General features: G+C 66.3%; 15 protein-coding genes. 8 read left to right on the top strand and 7 right to left on the bottom strand.

Translation table 11 applies throughout. The features are described from left to right. The first annotated feature begins 136 nt into the window (after window positions 1–136). Window positions 137–1,255 (top strand): hypothetical protein, encoded by a 1,119-nt coding sequence (locus QW868_RS23925; RefSeq protein ID WP_316196796.1) that lies wholly within the window; start codon window positions 137–139, stop codon window positions 1,253–1,255. Between the two features lie 73 nt (window positions 1,256–1,328). Here QW868_RS23925 and QW868_RS23920 read toward each other — a convergent pair whose 3' ends face one another. Next, window positions 1,329–2,198: a ferritin family protein gene (locus tag QW868_RS23920; protein ID WP_316231704.1), complete on the bottom strand. Its 870-nt coding sequence runs from the start codon at window positions 2,196–2,198 to the stop codon at window positions 1,329–1,331. A 207-nt stretch (window positions 2,199–2,405) separates the two neighbouring features. Here QW868_RS23920 and QW868_RS23915 point away from each other — a divergent pair, with 207 nt between their 5' ends. Genes QW868_RS23915 through QW868_RS23885 form a run of 7 tightly spaced genes read left to right on the top strand, consistent with a single transcriptional unit; the run spans window position 2,406 to window position 11,327 of the window. Continuing rightward, window positions 2,406–4,706 carry a 4Fe-4S binding protein gene (locus QW868_RS23915; protein ID WP_410051319.1) on the top strand — a complete coding sequence of 767 codons (2,301 nt, stop codon included), beginning with the start codon at window positions 2,406–2,408 and terminating at the stop codon, window positions 4,704–4,706. A gap of 10 nt (window positions 4,707–4,716) precedes the next feature. Next, a complete protein-coding gene (gene nosZ, locus QW868_RS23910; protein WP_316231672.1) occupies window positions 4,717–6,642 on the top strand; it encodes a TAT-dependent nitrous-oxide reductase in 1,926 nt (641 codons plus the stop codon). A gap of 3 nt (window positions 6,643–6,645) precedes the next feature. After that, complete coding sequence (locus QW868_RS23905) at window positions 6,646–8,034, top strand: nitrous oxide reductase family maturation protein NosD (protein WP_316231671.1); 1,389 nt, start codon at window positions 6,646–6,648, stop codon at window positions 8,032–8,034. Further along, window positions 8,031–8,951: an ABC transporter ATP-binding protein gene (locus QW868_RS23900; protein ID WP_316231670.1), complete on the top strand. Its 921-nt coding sequence runs from the start codon at window positions 8,031–8,033 to the stop codon at window positions 8,949–8,951. Before QW868_RS23905 ends, QW868_RS23900 begins: the two co-directional genes overlap by 4 nt. Next, window positions 8,948–9,778 carry an ABC transporter permease gene (locus QW868_RS23895; protein WP_315739548.1) on the top strand — a complete coding sequence of 277 codons (831 nt, stop codon included), beginning with the start codon at window positions 8,948–8,950 and terminating at the stop codon, window positions 9,776–9,778. Before QW868_RS23900 ends, QW868_RS23895 begins: the two co-directional genes overlap by 4 nt. Beyond that, window positions 9,775–10,332 (top strand): nitrous oxide reductase accessory protein NosL, encoded by a 558-nt coding sequence (locus QW868_RS23890; RefSeq protein ID WP_316231669.1) that lies wholly within the window; start codon window positions 9,775–9,777, stop codon window positions 10,330–10,332. The genes QW868_RS23895 and QW868_RS23890 overlap by 4 nt, the downstream gene beginning before the upstream one ends. Further along, window positions 10,329–11,327: an FAD:protein FMN transferase gene (locus QW868_RS23885; protein WP_316231668.1), complete on the top strand. Its 999-nt coding sequence runs from the start codon at window positions 10,329–10,331 to the stop codon at window positions 11,325–11,327. The genes QW868_RS23890 and QW868_RS23885 overlap by 4 nt, the downstream gene beginning before the upstream one ends. A gap of 114 nt (window positions 11,328–11,441) precedes the next feature. Here the strand turns inward: QW868_RS23885 and QW868_RS23880 are convergent, their stop codons facing one another. From QW868_RS23880 to QW868_RS23855, 6 genes are read right to left on the bottom strand one after another with little or no spacing between them, the layout of a single operon-like run. Further along, window positions 11,442–12,068, bottom strand: a complete 627-nt coding sequence (locus QW868_RS23880) for an NAD(P)H-dependent oxidoreductase (protein ID WP_315812238.1) — start codon at window positions 12,066–12,068, stop codon at window positions 11,442–11,444. Window positions 12,069–12,071: 3 nt separating this feature from the next. After that, window positions 12,072–13,670 (bottom strand): isochorismatase family protein, encoded by a 1,599-nt coding sequence (locus QW868_RS23875; protein ID WP_315812237.1) that lies wholly within the window; start codon window positions 13,668–13,670, stop codon window positions 12,072–12,074. 18 nt (window positions 13,671–13,688) lie between these two features. Further along, window positions 13,689–14,537 (bottom strand): MBL fold metallo-hydrolase, encoded by an 849-nt coding sequence (locus QW868_RS23870; protein WP_315781179.1) that lies wholly within the window; start codon window positions 14,535–14,537, stop codon window positions 13,689–13,691. A gap of 39 nt (window positions 14,538–14,576) precedes the next feature. Then, entirely contained in the window at window positions 14,577–15,464 is an 888-nt protein-coding gene (locus QW868_RS23865) for an amidohydrolase family protein (RefSeq protein ID WP_316231667.1), read from the bottom strand. After that, on the bottom strand, window positions 15,461–16,579 hold the full coding sequence (locus QW868_RS23860) for a VWA domain-containing protein (RefSeq protein ID WP_316231666.1): 1,119 nt from the start codon (window positions 16,577–16,579) through the stop codon (window positions 15,461–15,463). Before QW868_RS23860 ends, QW868_RS23865 begins: the two co-directional genes overlap by 4 nt. Further along, window positions 16,576–17,457 (bottom strand): MoxR family ATPase, encoded by an 882-nt coding sequence (locus tag QW868_RS23855; RefSeq protein WP_316231665.1) that lies wholly within the window; start codon window positions 17,455–17,457, stop codon window positions 16,576–16,578. The genes QW868_RS23860 and QW868_RS23855 overlap by 4 nt, the downstream gene beginning before the upstream one ends. Window positions 17,458–17,462: the final 5 nt, after the last annotated feature.

Raw genomic sequence — 17,462 nt, 5'->3', positions numbered from 1 at the left:
CCGAATTGCAACATCGTGACGCCGTCAGCGGATTGTCAGCCGATCGTCACGCCCCCGTTATCGACCCTCCGCATCGTCCCGCCGCCGCTTGAATGAAGCGGCGCGATGCAACCGAGGTCTTGGGGGATCTTGTAGAATGTCACTTCGATCATCATTCAAATCTGCCTTTCACGAACTGCTCACATTGTCTGTCACGATGTTGTTGCTCGCGTTCGCCGCTGCCGCGCCAAGCCTCGCGCACGATCACGGCTTCGACGACGATGACGACAGCTACGCCATCGGTCTGTGGGGCGACCTGCCCTATTCCACGCTGCAGGCCACCGTCGGCGTCCCGAACCTGATCGCGGACATGAACGCCCACCGGTTGAAATTCACCGCGCATGACGGCGACCTGAAGCAGGGCTCCAATTCCGCCTGCGACGCCGGCCTCTATGCCCAGGCGCTCGCCTTCTTCAACAGCCTCGAGGCGCCGGCCATGTTCACGCCCGGGGACAACGACTGGGTCGATTGCGATCGCCCCTCGAATGGCGGCTTCAACTCGCGCGACCGGCTCGACTACGAGCGCAAGGTGTTCTTCTCGACGCCGTTCTCGCTCGGCCAACGCAAGCTGCGCCAGGAGGTGCAGACCGATCCGCTGTGTCTCAGCGCCAACGGCACCAAGGTCGGCTGCGTCGAGAATCGCCGCTGGACCGTTGGCCGCGTGACCTATGCGACGCTGAACATCCAGGGCTCCTGCAACAATCTCTGCGACACCAATCCAGATCCGGACGAATACAACGCGCGCAATGCAGCCGTGATTCTCTGGATGCAGCAGACCTTCGCAGAGGCCAGGAAGCGCCATTCCGCTGCGGTGATGTTCATCACCCAGGGCAACCCGGGCTGGGACCAGGCCGATCCCACGCGCGCGCCGCTGCGCGATCCCAAGACGCTCGCCGAGACGGACGGGCAGCCGGACGGCTTCATCAGCTTTCTGACCGCGTTGCGCACCGAAGTCGAGGCGTTCCGCAAGCCGGTCGCCTACGTCCACGGCGATTCCCATTACTTCCGGATCGACCAGCCGTTCCTCAACAGTGCCGGCCAGCGGCTGGAGAACTTCGTTCGTGTCGAAACGTTCGGCGACAATCAGGGCAACGGCAACAACGACGTGCGCTGGGTCAAGGTGACCGTCGATCCGCGCAGCCGCGACGTGTTCTCCTTCCAGCCCGTCACGGTGCCGGCGAACCGCACCGCCGTGCCGGCGCCGACCCGCAACTGAGCCTCATCATGATCGGGTCGCCCAGCCTGGCTGGGCGACCCTCGTCCTTCGCCAAGCAGCTCTGAAGTTGGACTCAACCGAGCGACCGCAGCCAGGCCAGCCGCGCGATCGCCTGCGACGCCAGCCGCTGCATCAGATCGAGCCGGTCCGGTTCGGTCGCTCGCTCCGCATGCTCCAGATACGCGTCCGCGAGCGCCTCCGCCAGCACGGCTGCATCGGCTTGCGCGAGCGCCGCCGGCAGGCGCAGCAGGTCCGCAACCTCCGATGCCATTGCCGCGGCTTCATACGCAAGCTCGCGCACGCGATCCGCCGGGCGGCCAGCGGCGCGCGCAGCCATCGCGCCGAGCAGTTCCGCGAGGCGGCGTTCCAGCCGGCCGGCGTCGATCGTGCCCGTGTCCGACGCCACCGTCGCCGCGCGCCTGGCGTCGGCCTCAAGATGATAGGCACGGCGCCGCTCCTTGCGCAGCGTCGCGACGTGACCGAGTTCCTCTCGCGCCATGGCCTCGGACGCCTTCTTGACCTCGGGATCATCGGCAAATGCCGCGACATAGGACCAGAACGCGAAGGCCCGCTCCTCGTTGCGCACCGCCATCGACAGCGCGCGGTACGGCGTCATCAGCCGCGAGTCCTGGATTTCGCGCGCCGCGCCGGGCTCAAAGGTCTCTGGCGGTTGCCAGCGCACCAGCGACGCATCGGGGGCACGCCCCGTTCGCGCTTGCGACCATTGCGCGACACTGTCGACATGCTCGCGCTCGGCCGCGGCCAACCTCGCGAAGACGTCGGCCAGATCGAGCCGACCTTGACGCTGCATCTCTCCGGACAGCTCGTCGTAGCGATCGGCCGCCTCCTGCTCCATCGCATTGGCGAGCGCGAACAGCTCGTCAATCGAATGCAGGTTCCCGGCCGGTTCCGACTTGAGCGAAAGCGTGCGTGACAACAACATATGATAGTCTGCCTGATTGTCCTGGCCTGTTTGATCCAGCGCAACGTCCGTCGGATTGCGACCCACTAGACAACCGGCACGATAAGGAGTCAATTTAGCCGACTCTATTTGCTCCGGGATTGTCAATGGCGACGATCCTTTCCTTCCCCGAAACAGTCCTGACTGGAATACGGCCTTCGTGGGCCGGCCGTTCCGCTTGAGGTGATCATGGTTGCGAGTGATGTCGCCACCAAACGGTGGCGCATGCCTGCTATCTTGGTAGCAATCCTCATCGGGCTCTGCACGATCGCGGCCCCGCGCGCAGCACATGCTGCCGGCGATCTCGCAACCTACCTCTCGAAAATCACGCCGGGCGAGCTCTTCCCCGATGCGGATCGTTTCGGCGTGACGCAAGGCGAGCCGCCGATCATGCCGGTGTATCGCGGCGATCAGCTCAAGGGTTACGTCTATCTCAACTCCGATTTCGCCAATTCCGTCGGCTATTCGGGCAAGCCGATCCACATCCTCGTCGGCATCGATCCCAAGGGCGTCATCTCCGGGCTGAAGCTGGTCGATCACAAGGAGCCGATCGTGCTGATCGGCATTCCCGAGCCACGCATCGTTGCCGCACTCAACGGCCTGCTCGGCAAGGACATGACGCCGATCGCGCACGGCGCAGAACATGCGCCGCAGGCCGACATCGTCTCGGGTGCCACGGTCACCGTGCTGGTGATGCACGACAGCATCGTGCGCGCCGCCACGCGCCTGATCCGCAGCGGCCGCATTGGTGCCGGCGCTGCGGCGAGCGCCGCCGCAGCACAGCCGGGCGTGACCAGGACGGTCGATCCCGACAAGAGCGAGATCCGTGACTGGGGCAGCCTGCTCGGCGACGGCTCGGTGCGGCGCCTGCATCTCAGCATCGGTGACGTCAACGACGCATTCGCCAAGTCGGGCAATGCGGCGGCCGCGCAAAATCCCGAGCCCGGCGATGCCGGCGACACCTTCATCGATCTCTATGTGGCCATGGCCAGCGTGCCCACCATCGGCCGCAGCCTGCTCGGCGACGAGGGCTATCAGCGACTCAAGCAGCGGCTTCAGCCCGGACAGCAGGCGATCGTCGTCGCCGGGGATGGCGTCTACTCGTTCAAGGGCTCCGCCTATGTCAGGGGCGGCATCTTCGACCGCATCGAGGTGCTGCAGGAGGGCGGGAGCACACGGTTCCGCGACAAGAACCACATGCGACTCGGTGCGCTGGCCGCCGCCGGCGCCCCTGCCCTGCGCGAGATCGGACTGTTCGTCACGCCGCCCGAATTCACGCTCGACCCAACCGAGCCATGGCAGCTCCAGCTCCTGGTGCAACGAAGCACCGGCAGTCACGACAAGGCGTTCCTGACCTTCGATGTCGACTACACGGTGCCCGACGCCTACTTGAAGCAGCAGGCGCGCCCCGCTGTGCCGGCAGCGAAGGCGACGACCGCACGTCCCGCCCCGGCCACGGCGCAACCGGTCGCCGACGACACCGAGGAGCCGTTATGGATGCGCATCTGGCGCTCGCAGACGGTCTCCATCGGCATCACCGCGCTCGCGCTGGCCGTGCTCACCGGGATCTTCTTCTTCCAGAACGTTCTGGTGCGCCGTCCCCGGCTCTACACCTGGGTCCGCCGCGCCTATCTGCTGTTCGTGCTGGTCTGGCTCGGCTGGTACGCCAACGCCCAGCTCTCTGTCGTCAACGTCGTTACCTTCATCAACGCGCTGCTGACCGGCTTCCATTGGGAGTTCTTCCTCGCAGCGCCCCTGATCTTCATCCTGTGGGCGGCAACGGCGGCTGGACTATTGTTCTGGGGCCGCGGGCCGTTCTGCGGCTGGCTCTGTCCGTTCGGCGCGCTGCAGGAGCTGACCAACACAGTGGCAAAATGGCTCAAGGTGCCGCAGATCACGGTGCCCTGGGGGCTGCACGAGCGGCTGTGGCCGATCAAATACATCATCTTCCTCGGCCTGTTCGGGCTGTCGCTGTATTCGGTCGCGCTCGCCGAGCAGGTCGCGGAGGTCGAGCCGTTCAAGACCGCGATCATCCTGAAATTCTCGCGCAGCTGGCCGTTCGTGCTGTATGCCGCGGCGCTGCTCGGCATCGGCCTGTTCATCGAACGCTTCTTCTGCCGCTATCTCTGCCCGCTGGGCGCTGCGCTCGCGATTCCCGGTCGCATCCGCACCTTCGAATGGCTGCGCCGCTGGAAGGAGTGCGGCTCGCCCTGCCAGCGCTGCGCCAAGGAATGCCCCGTGCAGTCGATCCATCCCGAGGGACACATCAACGTCAATGAGTGCATCTACTGCATGCATTGCCAGGAGCTCTACTACGACGATCAGCGCTGTCCGCACATGATCCAGGTCCGGCTCAAGCGCGAGAAGTTCGAGGCGATGTCATCGCCGTCGATGCGAGCCGCCAAATCCGGTCCGAAGACCGTGATCACCCACGCCGGCCGGCCGACGACGGCACCGGCCCAATCCAACGATCTCACCCATCCATCATAAGGAGACGACGATGGCGCACGACGACGACCAGACGAAACTCAGCCGCCGGCAGATCGTCGGCACCGCCGCACTGGGCGCGGCCGGCGTGGCCGGCAGCATCGGCCTCGGCAAGAGCATCGAGACGACACCGGCCGCGGCGCAGGCGCGAGCTGGACAGAGCGGGAGCAAGGCCGAGGTCGCGCCGGGTCAGCTCGACGAATACTACGTCTTCTTCTCCAGCGGCCAGACCGGCGAGCTCCGCATCGTGGGCATGCCGTCGATGCGCGAGCTGATGCGCATCCCCGTCTTCAACCGGTGCAGCGCCACCGGCTGGGGCCAGACCAACGAGAGCCGCAAGATCATGACCGAGGGGCTGCTGCCCGAGACGCGCGAGCGGCTCAAGGATCGGCTCGGCATCTGGATGAACGGCGACTGCCACCACCCACACATGTCGTTCACCAACGGCACCTATGACGGACGCTACGTCTTCATCAACGACAAGGCCAATACCCGCCTGGCCCGCATTCGCACCGACGTCATGAAGTGCGACAAGATCATCGAGCTGCCGAACCAGTACACGATCCACGGCATGCGTCCGCAGAAATTCCCGCGCACCGGCTACCTGTTCTGCAACGGCGAATATGAGGTGCCGCTGCCGAACGACGGCAAGGTGCTCGACGACAAGTCGAAATACTGGTCGATGTTCTCGGCCGTCGACGGCGACACCATGACTGTTGCTTGGCAGGTGATCGTCGACGGCAATCTCGACAACACCGATTGCGACTACCAGGGCAAATATGCCTTCGCGACCTGCTACAATTCCGAGAAGGGCGTGACGCTCGCCGAGATGACCGCGAGCGAGCAGGACTGGGTGACGATCTTCAACATCAAGCGCATCGAGGAGGCCGTCAAGAAGGGCGACTTCAAGGAGATGAACGGCGTTCCCGTCATCGACGGTCGCAAGGGCTCGCCCTACACCCGCTACGTTCCGGTCTCGAACAGCCCGCACGGCCTCAACGCTGCCCCCGACGGCATCCATGTCGTCGCCAATGGCAAGCTGGCGCCGACGGTCACCGTTATCGACGTCCGCCTGATCGACAACCTGTTCGACGACAAGATCAAGCCGCGCGATGTCGTCGTGGCCGAGCCGGAGCTCGGCCTCGGGCCGCTGCACACCGCCTTCGACGGCCGCGGCAACGCCTACACCACGCTGTTCCTTGACAGCCAGGTCTGCAAATGGAGCCTCGATCTCGCGAAGCGCGCCTTCAAGGGCGAGAAGGTCAACCCGATCATCCAGAAGCTCGACGTCCACTATCAGCCGGGTCACAACCACGCCTCGATGGGCGAGACCCGCGAAGCCGACGGCAAATGGCTGCTGTCGCTGAACAAGTTCTCCAAGGACCGTTTCCTGAATGTCGGCCCGCTCAAGCCGGAGAACGACCAGCTGATCGACATCTCCGGCGACAAGATGGAGCTGGTGCATGACGGCCCGAGCTTCGCTGAGCCGCATGACGCCGTGATCGTGCACCGCTCCAAGCTCGAGGGCCGCGTGACCTCGATCTGGAAGCGCGACGACCCGTTCTTCGCCGACGCCCGCAAGCAGGCCGCGGCCGACGGCGTCACCCTGGAAAGCGACGCCAAGGTGATCCGCGACGGCAACAAGGTGCGCGTCTATATGTGGTCCAGCGCGCCCGCCTACGCGCTCGAGAAGTTCGAGGTCAAGCAGGGCGACGAGGTGACCGTCTATGTCACCAACATCGACGACGTCGAGGACCTGGTGCACGGCTTCTGCATCGTCAACTACGGCGTCAACATGGAGATCGATCCGCAGCAGACCTCGTCAGTGACGTTCATCGCCGACAAGCCCGGCGTGTACTGGTATTTCTGCACATGGTTCTGCCACGCCATGCACATGGAAATGCGCGGACGCATGCTGGTCTCGCCGCGGAACGCGTGAGCGATGCGGCGCATGCGCCATATCAAGACTCTGAGGCTGGCGGCGCTCGTCATCGCCGGCCTGCCCTTCCGCGCCCAGGCGGCGACTCTGCAGGTCGGAGCTGAAACCACCGACCTGCAGGCCCTGCTCGACCGCGCCGCCGACGGCGACGAGATCGCGCTCGCCACCGGCACCTATCGCGGACCGCTACGGATCAGCCACCGCTTGACGCTGGCTGGGGCTCCGGGCGCCGTGATCAGCGGTGGTGGCGAGGGCAGCGTCATCACCGTGGCGGCGCCGGGCACCGTCATTCGCGGCCTCGCCATCGACGGATCCGGCCGCGCGCTGGAGAAGATGGATTCCGGCATTTTCGTCGAGCAGGCCGCGCACGACGCACTGATCGAGAACAACCGCATCGAAGGCAATCTGTTCGGCGTCTATCTGCACGGATCAGCCAACGCCATGGTCCGTCACAACAGCATCATCGGCCTGCGCACGACGCGCGGCGGCGTCACCGGCAACGGCGTCTCCGTCTGGAACGCGCCGGGCGCCAAGGTGATCGACAACCAATTCCGGTACGGCCGCGATGGCGTGTTCGCCATCACCAGCCGCAACAACGTCTTCAGCGGCAATCGCTTCAGCGACCTGCGCTTCGCGGTCCACTTCATGTACACCAACGACAGCGAGATCTCCGGCAACGTCTCGACCCGCAACATCATCGGCTATGCGATGATGTTCTCCAAGGCGCTCGTCGTGAGGGATAACGTCTCGGATCACGACCGCGACCGCGGCTTGCTGTTCAACGCGGCCAATGGCTCGCAGATCTCCGGCAACAGCGTGATCGGCGGGCTGCAGCCGGCAGAGCGCTGGGCCACCGCGGAGAACCGGGGCACCGACGAAGGCGTGCCGCAGGCCGATGCGAGCACGGCCACGCCGACCGCCGGCGCCCGTCCCGGTCCCGAGAAATGCGTGTTCATCTACAACACCAACAACAACCATATCACCGACAACTGGTTCGAAGGATGCGAGATCGGCGTTCACTTCACCGCCGGCTCCGAGGGCAACGACATCAGGGGCAATGCCTTCGTCAACAATGCCAGCCAGATCAAGTATGTCGGCACCCGCCATCTCGACTGGTCGAAAAGCGGCCGCGGCAATTATTGGAGCGACAACCCGGGCTTCGACCTCAACGGCGACGGCATCGCCGACACCGCCTATCGGCCGAATGATCTGATCGACCGCGTATTGTGGACCGCGCCGGCCGCCAAGGTCCTGATCAACAGCCCGGCCGTGCAGGTGATCCGCTGGGCGCAGGCGCAGTTTCCCGCGATCCTGCCCGGCGGAGTCGTCGACAGCCATCCCCTGATATCGCCGCCGGCGCGCCGCGCCGCTGCAGAAAGCAGGCCCCGATGACCGCGACAATCCATGTCGCCGACGTGATCAAGCACTACGGCAAGGTCGAAGCCGTGAGGGGCGTGTCGTTCGATCTCGCCGCCGGCGAGATGGTGGCGCTGATCGGCCACAACGGCGCCGGCAAGACGACGCTGATGAAGATGATGCTCGGGCTGATCCGCCCCACCCGCGGCACCATTGCCGTACTCGGTGAAAATCCAGCCGCCGGCGAGTTCTCCTCGCGGCGCCGCCTCGGCTACCTGCCGGAGAACGTCGCCTTCGATGCCGCCCTTACCGGCCGCGAGACCCAGACCTTCTACGCACGGCTCAAGCGCGAGCCGGTCGGACAGGCCCTCGAGCAGCTCGACGTCGTCGGACTAGGCGATGCCGCAAAGCGCCGCGTCAACACCTACTCCAAGGGCATGCGCCAGCGCCTTGGGCTGGCACAGGCGCTGATCGGCCGCCCGCGCGTGCTGCTGCTCGACGAACCGACCAGCGGTCTCGATCCGGAGCTCCGCCAGACCTTCTACGAGGTGATCGAGCGGCTCGCCGCCGAGGGCACGACGGTGCTGCTGTCGTCGCATGCGCTGACCGAGTTGGAGGAACGCGCCGGCCGCGTCATCATCATGAACCGCGGCCTGAAGGTCGCCGACGGCACACTCGACGAGTTGCGCCGCCTCGCACGATTGCCGACCCGGATTAGAGTCAAGGTCGCCTCCCTGCCACCGTCGGGCCCGCCGGCCTGGCTCCCGCCGGCCGCGTCCTATCGCCGGGTGAACGGCCACATCGTCGAGATCGACGCAGCGCCGGACGAGAAGATCGAGCTGCTGCGTCTGGCGACGGCCGACGCCACCGCCGTCCAGGATCTCGAGCTCATTCCACCCAGTCTCGACGAGCTCTACGCGCATTTCCTGCGCCACGCGGAGCACCCGCAATGACCAGCGTCATCACCATCGCCGCCAAGGAGATCCAGCAGGCGATCCGCAATCGCTGGGTGCTGGCCTCGACCCTGCTGCTGGCCGGACTCGCGCTGTCGCTGACCTTCCTCGGCAGCGCACCGACCGGTACCGTCGGCGCGCGAGCGCTCGATGTGGTCATCGTCAGCCTGTCGAGCCTGACCATCTTCCTGATCCCGCTGATCGCGCTTCTGATCTCGCACGATGCCATCGTCGGCGACATGGAGCGCGGCACCATGCTGCTGCTGCTCAGCTATCCCGTAGCGCGCTGGCAGGTGCTGCTCGGCAAGTTCCTCGGTCATCTCGCGGTGCTCGCCTTCGCGACCTGCCTCGGCTATGGCGCCGCCGCGGTGGCGCTGCTGATCGCCGGCAGCCACTTCGACAGCGACGGGCTCGCGGCCTTCGCGGCGATGATCGGCTCCTCCGTTCTGCTTGGCGCGGTGTTCGTCGCAATCGGCTATCTCGTCAGCGCCGTCGTGCGCGACCGCGGCACCGCAGCGGGTGTCAGCATCGGCCTGTGGCTCGTGCTCGTCCTGATCTACGACATGGCGTTGCTCGGCCTTCTGGTGATCGACCAGGGCCGCAACGTCTCCGGCGGCGTGCTCAGCGCGCTGCTGCTGCTCAATCCGACCGATGCCTACCGGCTTTTCAACCTGACCGGCTTCGCCAATGTCAGCCTGTTCTCCGGCATGGCCGGGCTCGCCGGCAGCAGCACGCTGTCGGTGCAGGCGCTGCTCGCGGCGCTGGTGCTGTGGACGTTGGTACCGCTCGCCGGCGCCGCGCTGGCCTTCTCACGGAGGGAGCTATGAAACGCCTCGCTTTCGCCTGCGCGCTCATCACCGCCTTTGCTCTCGGCGCCTGCAACGACAAGCAGGCCGCCGCGCCGCCGCCGCCGATCAAGCTGACGGCGGAGGCGATCGGGCATTATTGCGGCATGAACCTGCTCGAGCATTCCGGTCCCAAGGGACAGATCTTCGCCGCCAGCCTGATCGAGCCGGTGTGGTTCTCCTCGGCCCGCGACGCCATCGCCTTCACGATGCTGCCCGACGAGCCCAAGGACATCCAGGCGATCTACGTCTCCGACATGGGCAAGGCCGCGAGCTGGGACAATCCAGGTGCCGACAATTGGGTCGAAGCCCGCAAGGCGGTGTTCGTGATCGGCAGCCGACTCAGAAGCGGCATGGGCAGCGACGAGGCTGTACCGTTCTCGGATCGGAGCGCCGCCGAGCGCTTCGCGGCCGAGCACGGCGGTCGCATCGTCGGCTTCACCGAGGTGCCGCACGACTATGTGCTGAGCTCCCCCGACGACAACGCCGGCACGAACGAGCCGGGCCACAAGGACACGACTGAGGTGCGACGATGACAAATCAGCTCTCGCGTCGGCGCTTCATCCGCATCAGCGCCGCACTGGCGGGCCTTGCGATCGCACCCTGCGGCAGGCAGGCGGCCGGCAGCACGGCTGGCCTCGTCGAATGGCGCGGCACGTTGCTCGGCGCCGTTGCCACGATCAAGCTTCATCACCATGACCGGCGCGAGGCCGAGCGGGTGATCCAGGTCTCGATCAGCGAAGCACGGCGACTCGAGCGCCTGTTCAGCCTTTATCTTGAGGACTCGGCGCTGGTCACATTGAACCGCACCGGCGTGTTGGTCGCACCGGCGCCGGAGCTGGTCGACATCCTCACGCTCTCGCAGCGCTACGCCGCGTTGACCGACGGCCGCTTCGACCCGACCGTGCAGCCGCTGTGGACGCTCTATGCCGATCATTTTTCGCGCCCCGATGCGAATCCCGACGGCCCACCGCAGGCGGCCGTACAAGAGGCGCTGGCGCGGGTCGGCCATCAGCGGCTCAGCGTCAGCCGCGATCGCATCGTCATGCCGCGCGGCACGGCGCTCACCCTGAATGGCATCGCGCAGGGCTATGTCACGGATCGGATCGTCGACCTGCTGCGCAGCGAAGGCGTGCAGCAGAGCCTGGTCGACATGGGCGAAGCCCGCGCCATCGGCGCGCGGCCGGACGCCCGGCCCTGGGAGATCGCGATCGCCGACCCCGACAGTCCCGATCGGATCGCCGCGATGCTACCGATCATCGATCGGGCCGTATCGACGTCAGGCGCCTATGGCCTCCGCTTCGATCCGCACGGCCGCTTCAATCATCTGTTCGATCCGCACAGCGGCGGCTGCGCGCAGCGCTATCGCAGCGTGACCACGGTCGCCGGCAATGCCACGGCGGCCGACGCGCTTTCGACCGCGTTTAGTCTGATGTCGGAGCCTGAGATCCGTGCGCTGCTGCCGCGCACCGAGGTCGACCGTGTCCACCTGATCGACGCGGCGGGAGCCGCAGTCGACCTTATCGGTTGAATTCTTTCTGCGGCTGGATCAGTCGAGAGCACGATCACAGGACGCCAGTCGAGGGACGAAACCACCGGCAGCTCGGACGCGATGCGCGCAGCGGGCCCGCCTCTTCATGTCATATCAAAACCGTGCAGCCATCTCCACGAGCCGCCTGTGCGCCCGCTCACGCGCCACGCCGGTGTGCGCGGCCGGCCCGCTGGTCGGCCCGATCGCCACGAAGTGCAGATCGCGAAGCCCCATGAAGCGCAGCGCCTCGCGCAAATAGGGCGTCGCGAGATCGGTGCGCCCCCGGCTGATGCCGCTGGTGAAGTCGCCTCCGCTGGCGAGGATCACCAGCGTCGGACGATCCTTCAGAAGTGGCAGGTAGCCGCGCGACGGATCGAAGCGAAAGGTGAGGCCCGGCTGATTGATGATATCCAGCCAGTGCTTGAGCTTGTAGGGAATGCCGAAATTCCACATCGGCGTCGAGATCACGACGCGCTCGGCCAGATCGAGCCGCACCGCCATGCGCTCGGCCACCGCGAACGCCTCCCGCTGGCCATCGGTGAAGGCGCGTCCACCCGTGCGGGCATACTTCGCCTGCAAAATCTCGCCCTCGAACTCCGGCAGCTTCTCGCGCCACAGATTCATCTCGTCGACGTCCCAGCCCGGCCGCGCCTGCCTGAAGCGGTCGAGGAAGGCGTGCGCGCCGGCGCTGGATTCGGAGTCTGCCCGCGGCGAGGCGACGAGATGCAGCAGCTTGGGCATGTCTCACCCCAGCGCCCTGATCACTGCGTCGGCCCTAGTCACGACAGCAACGTTCTGCATGGCGAAGTTGATCGACGCATTGTGCCAGTCCGCGTTCATCGTCGAGCAGCAATCCTCCGGCACCACCATGAAGTAGCCTTTGTCGGCCCCTGTGCGCGCGGTGTGCTCGACCGACATGTTGGTCCAGGCCCCCGTATTGATGATCACGTCACGCCCGGTGGCCTTGAGAATGGTCTCGAGCCGCGTGCCCTCCCAGGCGCTCATCCGCATCTTCTCGACGACGAAGTCCCCGCTCCGCGGCTCCAGCCCAGCGACCGGCGCAGCCCCCCAGCTGCCGCGCACCATCGCCTTGCTGTCGACCAGCCCCTCGAACAGCGGCGCGTTCAACGTCACGCCGGGGGCACCGGGCTCGACGACGAACCAGACGTGGACGATGACGACGCCGCGTGCGCGCGCGACCTCGGCAAGCCGGCGGACGTTGTCGACGACGCGCTGCTGCCTAGCATGACCGGGAGCCCCGGAATCGGCAAACGCGCCGCCGTCCATGATGACGTCGTTCTGCAGATCCTGGATGATCATCGCGCAGCGGCGCGGATCGAGCTGCATGTCGCCCGACGCCAGCAGCGGCGCCGATGGCGCGCCTGCGGACGTCGCGCTGGATGGGGACGAGCCCGCCGCAGCCCCCCGCGCCTGGGCCCTCATATAGGGCTCGTGGCGCGGGCCGACCTTGGTCGCGATCGCATAGACCGAATGCGTCGCGGTGAGATAGAGCGTGCGAAAATCGGCGCCGCCCCAGGCGAGATTGGCGACCAGTTCCGGGACGCGCACCTTGCCGAGCAACTCGCCGGTGCGCGCATAGACCCAGACGCCGCCCGGCGCGGTCACCCAGACATTGCCGCGCTGATCGCATTTCATGCCGTCGGGCACGCCGGGCTCCAGCTCGGAGCGGATGCCGCTAGCAAACACGCGCCCGTTCGAGAGCGCCCCGTCGCTACCGACGTCGAACACGCGGATCAACGCCTGCACGGTGTCGTTGACATAGAGCAGCGCCTCGTCCGGCGAGAAGCACAGCCCGTTCGGCTGATCGAACAGATAACGATCGACCAGCAGCCGCGGCGGACCGCCGCCCGGTGGCACACGGTACACGCCCTGGAAGCCGAGCTGGCGCGGCCGCTCGACGCCGTAGACCGGCATGCGGCCATACCAGGGATCGGAGAAGTAGATTGCGCCGCTGGAATGGACGCACACGTCGTTCGGACTGTTGAGCTCCTGGTTGTCGACATGCGAGGCCAGGATCTCGCGGCGGCCATCGGGCCGCTCGCGCACCAGCGACGACGTCGCGTGCTCGCAGACGATCAAATTGAGGTCGGCATCATAGGTCATGCCGTTGCACTTGTTCGACGGCCGACGCATCTCGACCACGCCGCGCCTCGCGTCCCAGCGGCGGCGGACGTCGGCCGGCATATCGGAGAACAGCAGGAAATGCTCGATCGGGTGCCAGATCGGCCCTTCCGTGAAGTCGAAGCCGGTCGCGACCTGGGACACCGGTGCGTAGGGGTCGATCAGGCTCTCGAATTCAGGGCGCAAGGTCACATGGGTCATGGCCGATCCTCGCGCCGACTACGCCGGAAACCAGTGCCGCTGCGGCAGCGACTGCACGATGGGACCCGGCACCTGGTCGTGCAACCGCCCTGTCACCACGCCGCCCTCGATCTTGGCCGGGCGATCATGCACCGGCAACAGATAGCGGGAGCTCGACAGCAGCTTCTTGATCGCCGCCTTCTCGGCGCGCTTCGAGGTGCCGTGATTGCCGGTCGTGCGCGGCTCCGCGTCCTGGATCTCGTTGAACGGGGTCACGATCTGGTCGTTGAAGTCGTAGATCACGTCGCCGCAGATGGTGGCGATGCCGTCGGCGGTGTGGACGTGGATGTTCATCGAGCCTTCGGTGTGGGCATTGGCGGCATCGCAATAGACCCCCGGCATCAGCTCGACAGGTCCGGTCAGCTCGAGATCGAGGAAGCGCAGCGCGCTCTTGGTGTGCAGCCGGTCGATCAGGTGCTTGATGTCCGGCGCCGGATATTGCGGGTGCATCAGCCCGGACACCGAATATTCAAGCTCGCGGCGGTTGAGCACGACCGTCGTGTTCATCGGGAACAGATCGTCCTTTCCCGCATGATCGATGTGCAGATGGGTGTGGCAGACATAACGGACGTCGCCCATGCGCACGCCATGCCGCGCCAGCTGGTTCTCGATCATGTTCTCATGGTACTGCAGCCCGCGCATGCCCAGCGTCTCCATGATCTGGTTGGAGCGGTAGCCGGTGTCGACCACGACCGGATACGGTCCGCCCAGGATCAGGAAGCCGAGCGTCAGCACCCGGCGGGTGCGGCCGCAGTCGCGGCCCAGCACGAGGAAGCTCGATTCGAGCTCGATATCACCATAGTCGAGAATCTTGATTTCCAGCGCCATGAGCGTTCCCTGTTGCTTTTGTTGTCGTTGCAGGCGGTATCATCCCAGCCGATAGACGCGGCGCGCCGTCTCTCCCATGACCTGCGCGCGTGCACGCTTGTCGAGGCCGTGGATGGCAGCCTCATAGGCTGCCACCAGTGTGCGATAGTCGGTCCAGAGCTTCTCGATCGGAAAGTTCGAGCCGAACAGGCAGCGCTCGGGGCCGAAGATAGCGAGGGTCTCGCGTACGACATCGGCGACATCAGCGGGATCGTTGCGGCGGATGAAGGTGCCGAGGCCCGAGAGCTTGCTGACGACATTGCGGCAGGCCGCAAGCTTATGCATACCGGCGCGCCATTGCTCGCGTCCCGCCGGCGACCGGTCCTCCAGCATGCCGGCGTGCTGGAGGACGAAGGTGACGGCCGGACAGCTCTCGGCCAGCGCCGCGGCGCCGGCCATTTGCCCGGCAAACACCTGCAGGTCGAACGACCAGCCGTAGTCGGCCAGCCGCGCCATGTTGGCGCGGACATTCCGTTGACTGCAGAGATCGGGCGACTCCGCGAACCGGTACAACGGATTCTTATGCCAGTGCAGCTGCATGCGAACGCCGCGCACCAGCGGATAGCGCGCGAGCCGATCGAATTGCGGTCGCGCGTCATCAACGGCGAGATCGGCATAGGCGACGATGGCATGCGGATAGCCGTGCTGATCGGCGGTGCGCTGCACCCACGCGGCCTCCTCCTCGAAGCCGTCCTTGGTCCAGTTCGTCTGGACGTAGACCGATTGCGTCACGCCGCTGCCGGCGATGTCCCCGAGATATTCCTCGATCGGGTAGTCGCGCCGGATCGACTCATAGGGCCCGAAGATCCGCGGCTGCATCGGGCCGACCAGCCAGGGCAGGTCGGCCTGGCGCCAGATGTGATGATGCGCATCGACATAGCCGGTCATGCCGCCCTCCTCTGCGCCAGCGACAACACATGCGCGACGATGGCTTCGTCCGAGTCGCCCGGCACCATGTCATCGACAAGTGGCGCAATGGCCTGCAGCGCTTCCGTCTGCGGCCTGAAGCCCGGCCCAGTCGCCAGCGGCGTCAGCCAGCTCAGGCGCCAGGCGCGCAGCGACAGTTTCCACACGGCTTCGCGGAGCACTTGATGGTCACCCCGCTCCAGCCCGTCCGAGATCACCAGAACCGCCGCGCCCCGCGCATAGATCGAGAATCGCGGCACGCCGAGGAAGGCCTGCAGCGCCTCGCCGATGCGCGTGCCGCCGTCCCAGTCGCTGACGAGATGCGAAGCCGCCAGCAGCGCCTGCTCGCGCCGCTTCAGCCGCAACGGCCGCGTGACCCGCGTCAGCCGCGTGCCAAGCGTGAACACCTCGGCCTGGGGTACGGCCTGCACCAGCACATGGGCGAGCCGCATGTTGTCCTCGGTCCGCGCCTTCATCGAGCCGGAGACGTCGATCAACAGCAGCAGCCGGCGCAGCCGCGGCCGGCGCCTCAAGCGCCGCAGCGACAGCACCTCGCCATCGCGCCGCACGCTTTCACGCAAGGTTCGGCGCAGGTCGACGAAGCTGCCGCGCCGCGTGCGCATGCGCCGATGGCCTCGCCGCTTCGGTAGCTTCGCACGCGCCTGCCGCGCCAGAAGCTGCAAGGCATTGCCGTCGGTTGTCGCCGCCAGACGACGGGCCACCACGGCCTCGGCGCGCGTGGCGGCGAGCCCGGATTCGTTCTGCTCCTGGGCGCTGTCGGGATCGACGCCGCCGTCGCCCTCCTCCTGCAACCGGACGACATCGTCCGGCTGATCGGTCTCGCTGAGAGCCGTCCGTTCGGTCACACCGAAATGGATGTCGAACAGCAAATTGTAGGTCGCGAGCCGCTCGGGCGGTGGCGCCAGGGTCGCCGCGCCGGCACGGCGGATGTCGTCGAGGCTCCTCGGCCCCAGCAGTTCGATTGCAGCGAGGAATGCCGTGGTCTGCTCCGGCGCGACCGCAAAGCCGTTCCGCCGCAACAGCGCAGCGAAAGTGACGAAGATCTCGGCAGCCTGCGGCAGGCGCGCCTCGCTCATGTCATCGCCTCCGCGAGCAGGGCATCGAGCCGAGGCGCGATGAAGGACAGATCCTCCTCGTCCTTCAGCGCTACGCCGATCGAGCGCCGGAAGGCGTCGGGCCAGCGCGCGCCGGTCTGGTTCAGAAGCGTCGCGGCCTCGGCCCAGTCGACCGCCTCGGCAATGCCGGGCGCCTTGCTCAAGGGCTCACGCCTGAGCTTCGCCACCGCCGCCACGACGGCGCGCGCGGTCGCCTCGGCCACGCTGGACGCGCGCATCATCACGATCCGTGCCTCGCGCTCCGCATCGGGATAGTCGATCCAATGATAGACGCAGCGGCGGCGCAGCGCTTCATGCAGCTCACGGGTGCGGTTCGAGGTCAGCACCACGATCGGCCGCTCGGCGGCACGGATCGTGCCACGCTCTGGAATCGAGATCTGGAAGTCGGAGAGGAATTCGAGCAGGAAGGCCTCGAACTCCTGGTCGGCGCGATCGATCTCGTCGATCAGCAGCACCGTCGAGTCGGGCGCGCGCAGGCAGGCCAGCATCGGCCGCTCGATCAGAAAACTCTCGCCATAGATGTCGATGCTGTCCTCGCCGGCCTGGCGGATCGCGAGCATCTGGCGCGGATAGTTCCACTCGTAGAGCGCCGCCGCAGCGTCGACGCCTTCATAGCATTGCAGGCGGATCAGCTTGCGGCCGAGCACCGCGGCGACTGCCTTCGCCGCCTCGGTTTTTCCGACGCCGGGCGCACCCTCCAGCAGCAGCGGCTTGCCTAGCGCAAGCGCGAGATAGGCAGCGGTGGAGAGTCCATCATCGGCGAGATAATAAGCCGCGCGCAGCGCCTTCTCCAGCGCCTGCGGCGAGCCGATGCCGACGATGTTGCTGCGGACGACCATATCGT

Source organism: Bradyrhizobium sp. SZCCHNR1051, from assembly GCF_032489615.1.
Classification (GTDB): domain Bacteria; phylum Pseudomonadota; class Alphaproteobacteria; order Rhizobiales; family Xanthobacteraceae; genus Bradyrhizobium.
This window is presented reverse-complemented; position numbering and strand designations above follow the sequence as displayed.

What these genes read in the sequence shown, in the direction of transcription:
- QW868_RS23915 (WP_410051319.1), top strand. Translation starts at nt 2,406, where the DNA reads ATGGTTGCGAGTGATGTCGCCACCAAACGGTGGCGCATGCCTGCTATC.
- QW868_RS23900 (WP_316231670.1), top strand. Translation starts at nt 8,031, where the DNA reads ATGACCGCGACAATCCATGTCGCCGACGTGATCAAGCACTACGGCAAG.
- QW868_RS23895 (WP_315739548.1), top strand. Translation starts at nt 8,948, where the DNA reads ATGACCAGCGTCATCACCATCGCCGCCAAGGAGATCCAGCAGGCGATC.
- QW868_RS23875 (WP_315812237.1), bottom strand. Translation starts at nt 13,670, where the DNA reads ATGACCCATGTGACCTTGCGCCCTGAATTCGAGAGCCTGATCGACCCC.
- QW868_RS23870 (WP_315781179.1), bottom strand. Translation starts at nt 14,537, where the DNA reads ATGGCGCTGGAAATCAAGATTCTCGACTATGGTGATATCGAGCTCGAA.
- QW868_RS23860 (WP_316231666.1), bottom strand. Translation starts at nt 16,579, where the DNA reads ATGAGCGAGGCGCGCCTGCCGCAGGCTGCCGAGATCTTCGTCACTTTC.
- QW868_RS23890 (WP_316231669.1), top strand. Translation starts at nt 9,775, where the DNA reads ATGAAACGCCTCGCTTTCGCCTGCGCGCTCATCACCGCCTTTGCTCTC.
- QW868_RS23880 (WP_315812238.1), bottom strand. Translation starts at nt 12,068, where the DNA reads ATGCCCAAGCTGCTGCATCTCGTCGCCTCGCCGCGGGCAGACTCCGAA.
- QW868_RS23885 (WP_316231668.1), top strand. Translation starts at nt 10,329, where the DNA reads ATGACAAATCAGCTCTCGCGTCGGCGCTTCATCCGCATCAGCGCCGCA.
- QW868_RS23855 (WP_316231665.1), bottom strand. Translation starts at nt 17,457, where the DNA reads ATGGTCGTCCGCAGCAACATCGTCGGCATCGGCTCGCCGCAGGCGCTG.
- QW868_RS23905 (WP_316231671.1), top strand. Translation starts at nt 6,646, where the DNA reads ATGCGGCGCATGCGCCATATCAAGACTCTGAGGCTGGCGGCGCTCGTC.
- QW868_RS23865 (WP_316231667.1), bottom strand. Translation starts at nt 15,464, where the DNA reads ATGACCGGCTATGTCGATGCGCATCATCACATCTGGCGCCAGGCCGAC.
- nosZ (WP_316231672.1), top strand. Translation starts at nt 4,717, where the DNA reads ATGGCGCACGACGACGACCAGACGAAACTCAGCCGCCGGCAGATCGTC.
- QW868_RS23920 (WP_316231704.1), bottom strand. Translation starts at nt 2,198, where the DNA reads ATGTTGTTGTCACGCACGCTTTCGCTCAAGTCGGAACCGGCCGGGAAC.
- QW868_RS23925 (WP_316196796.1), top strand. Translation starts at nt 137, where the DNA reads ATGTCACTTCGATCATCATTCAAATCTGCCTTTCACGAACTGCTCACA.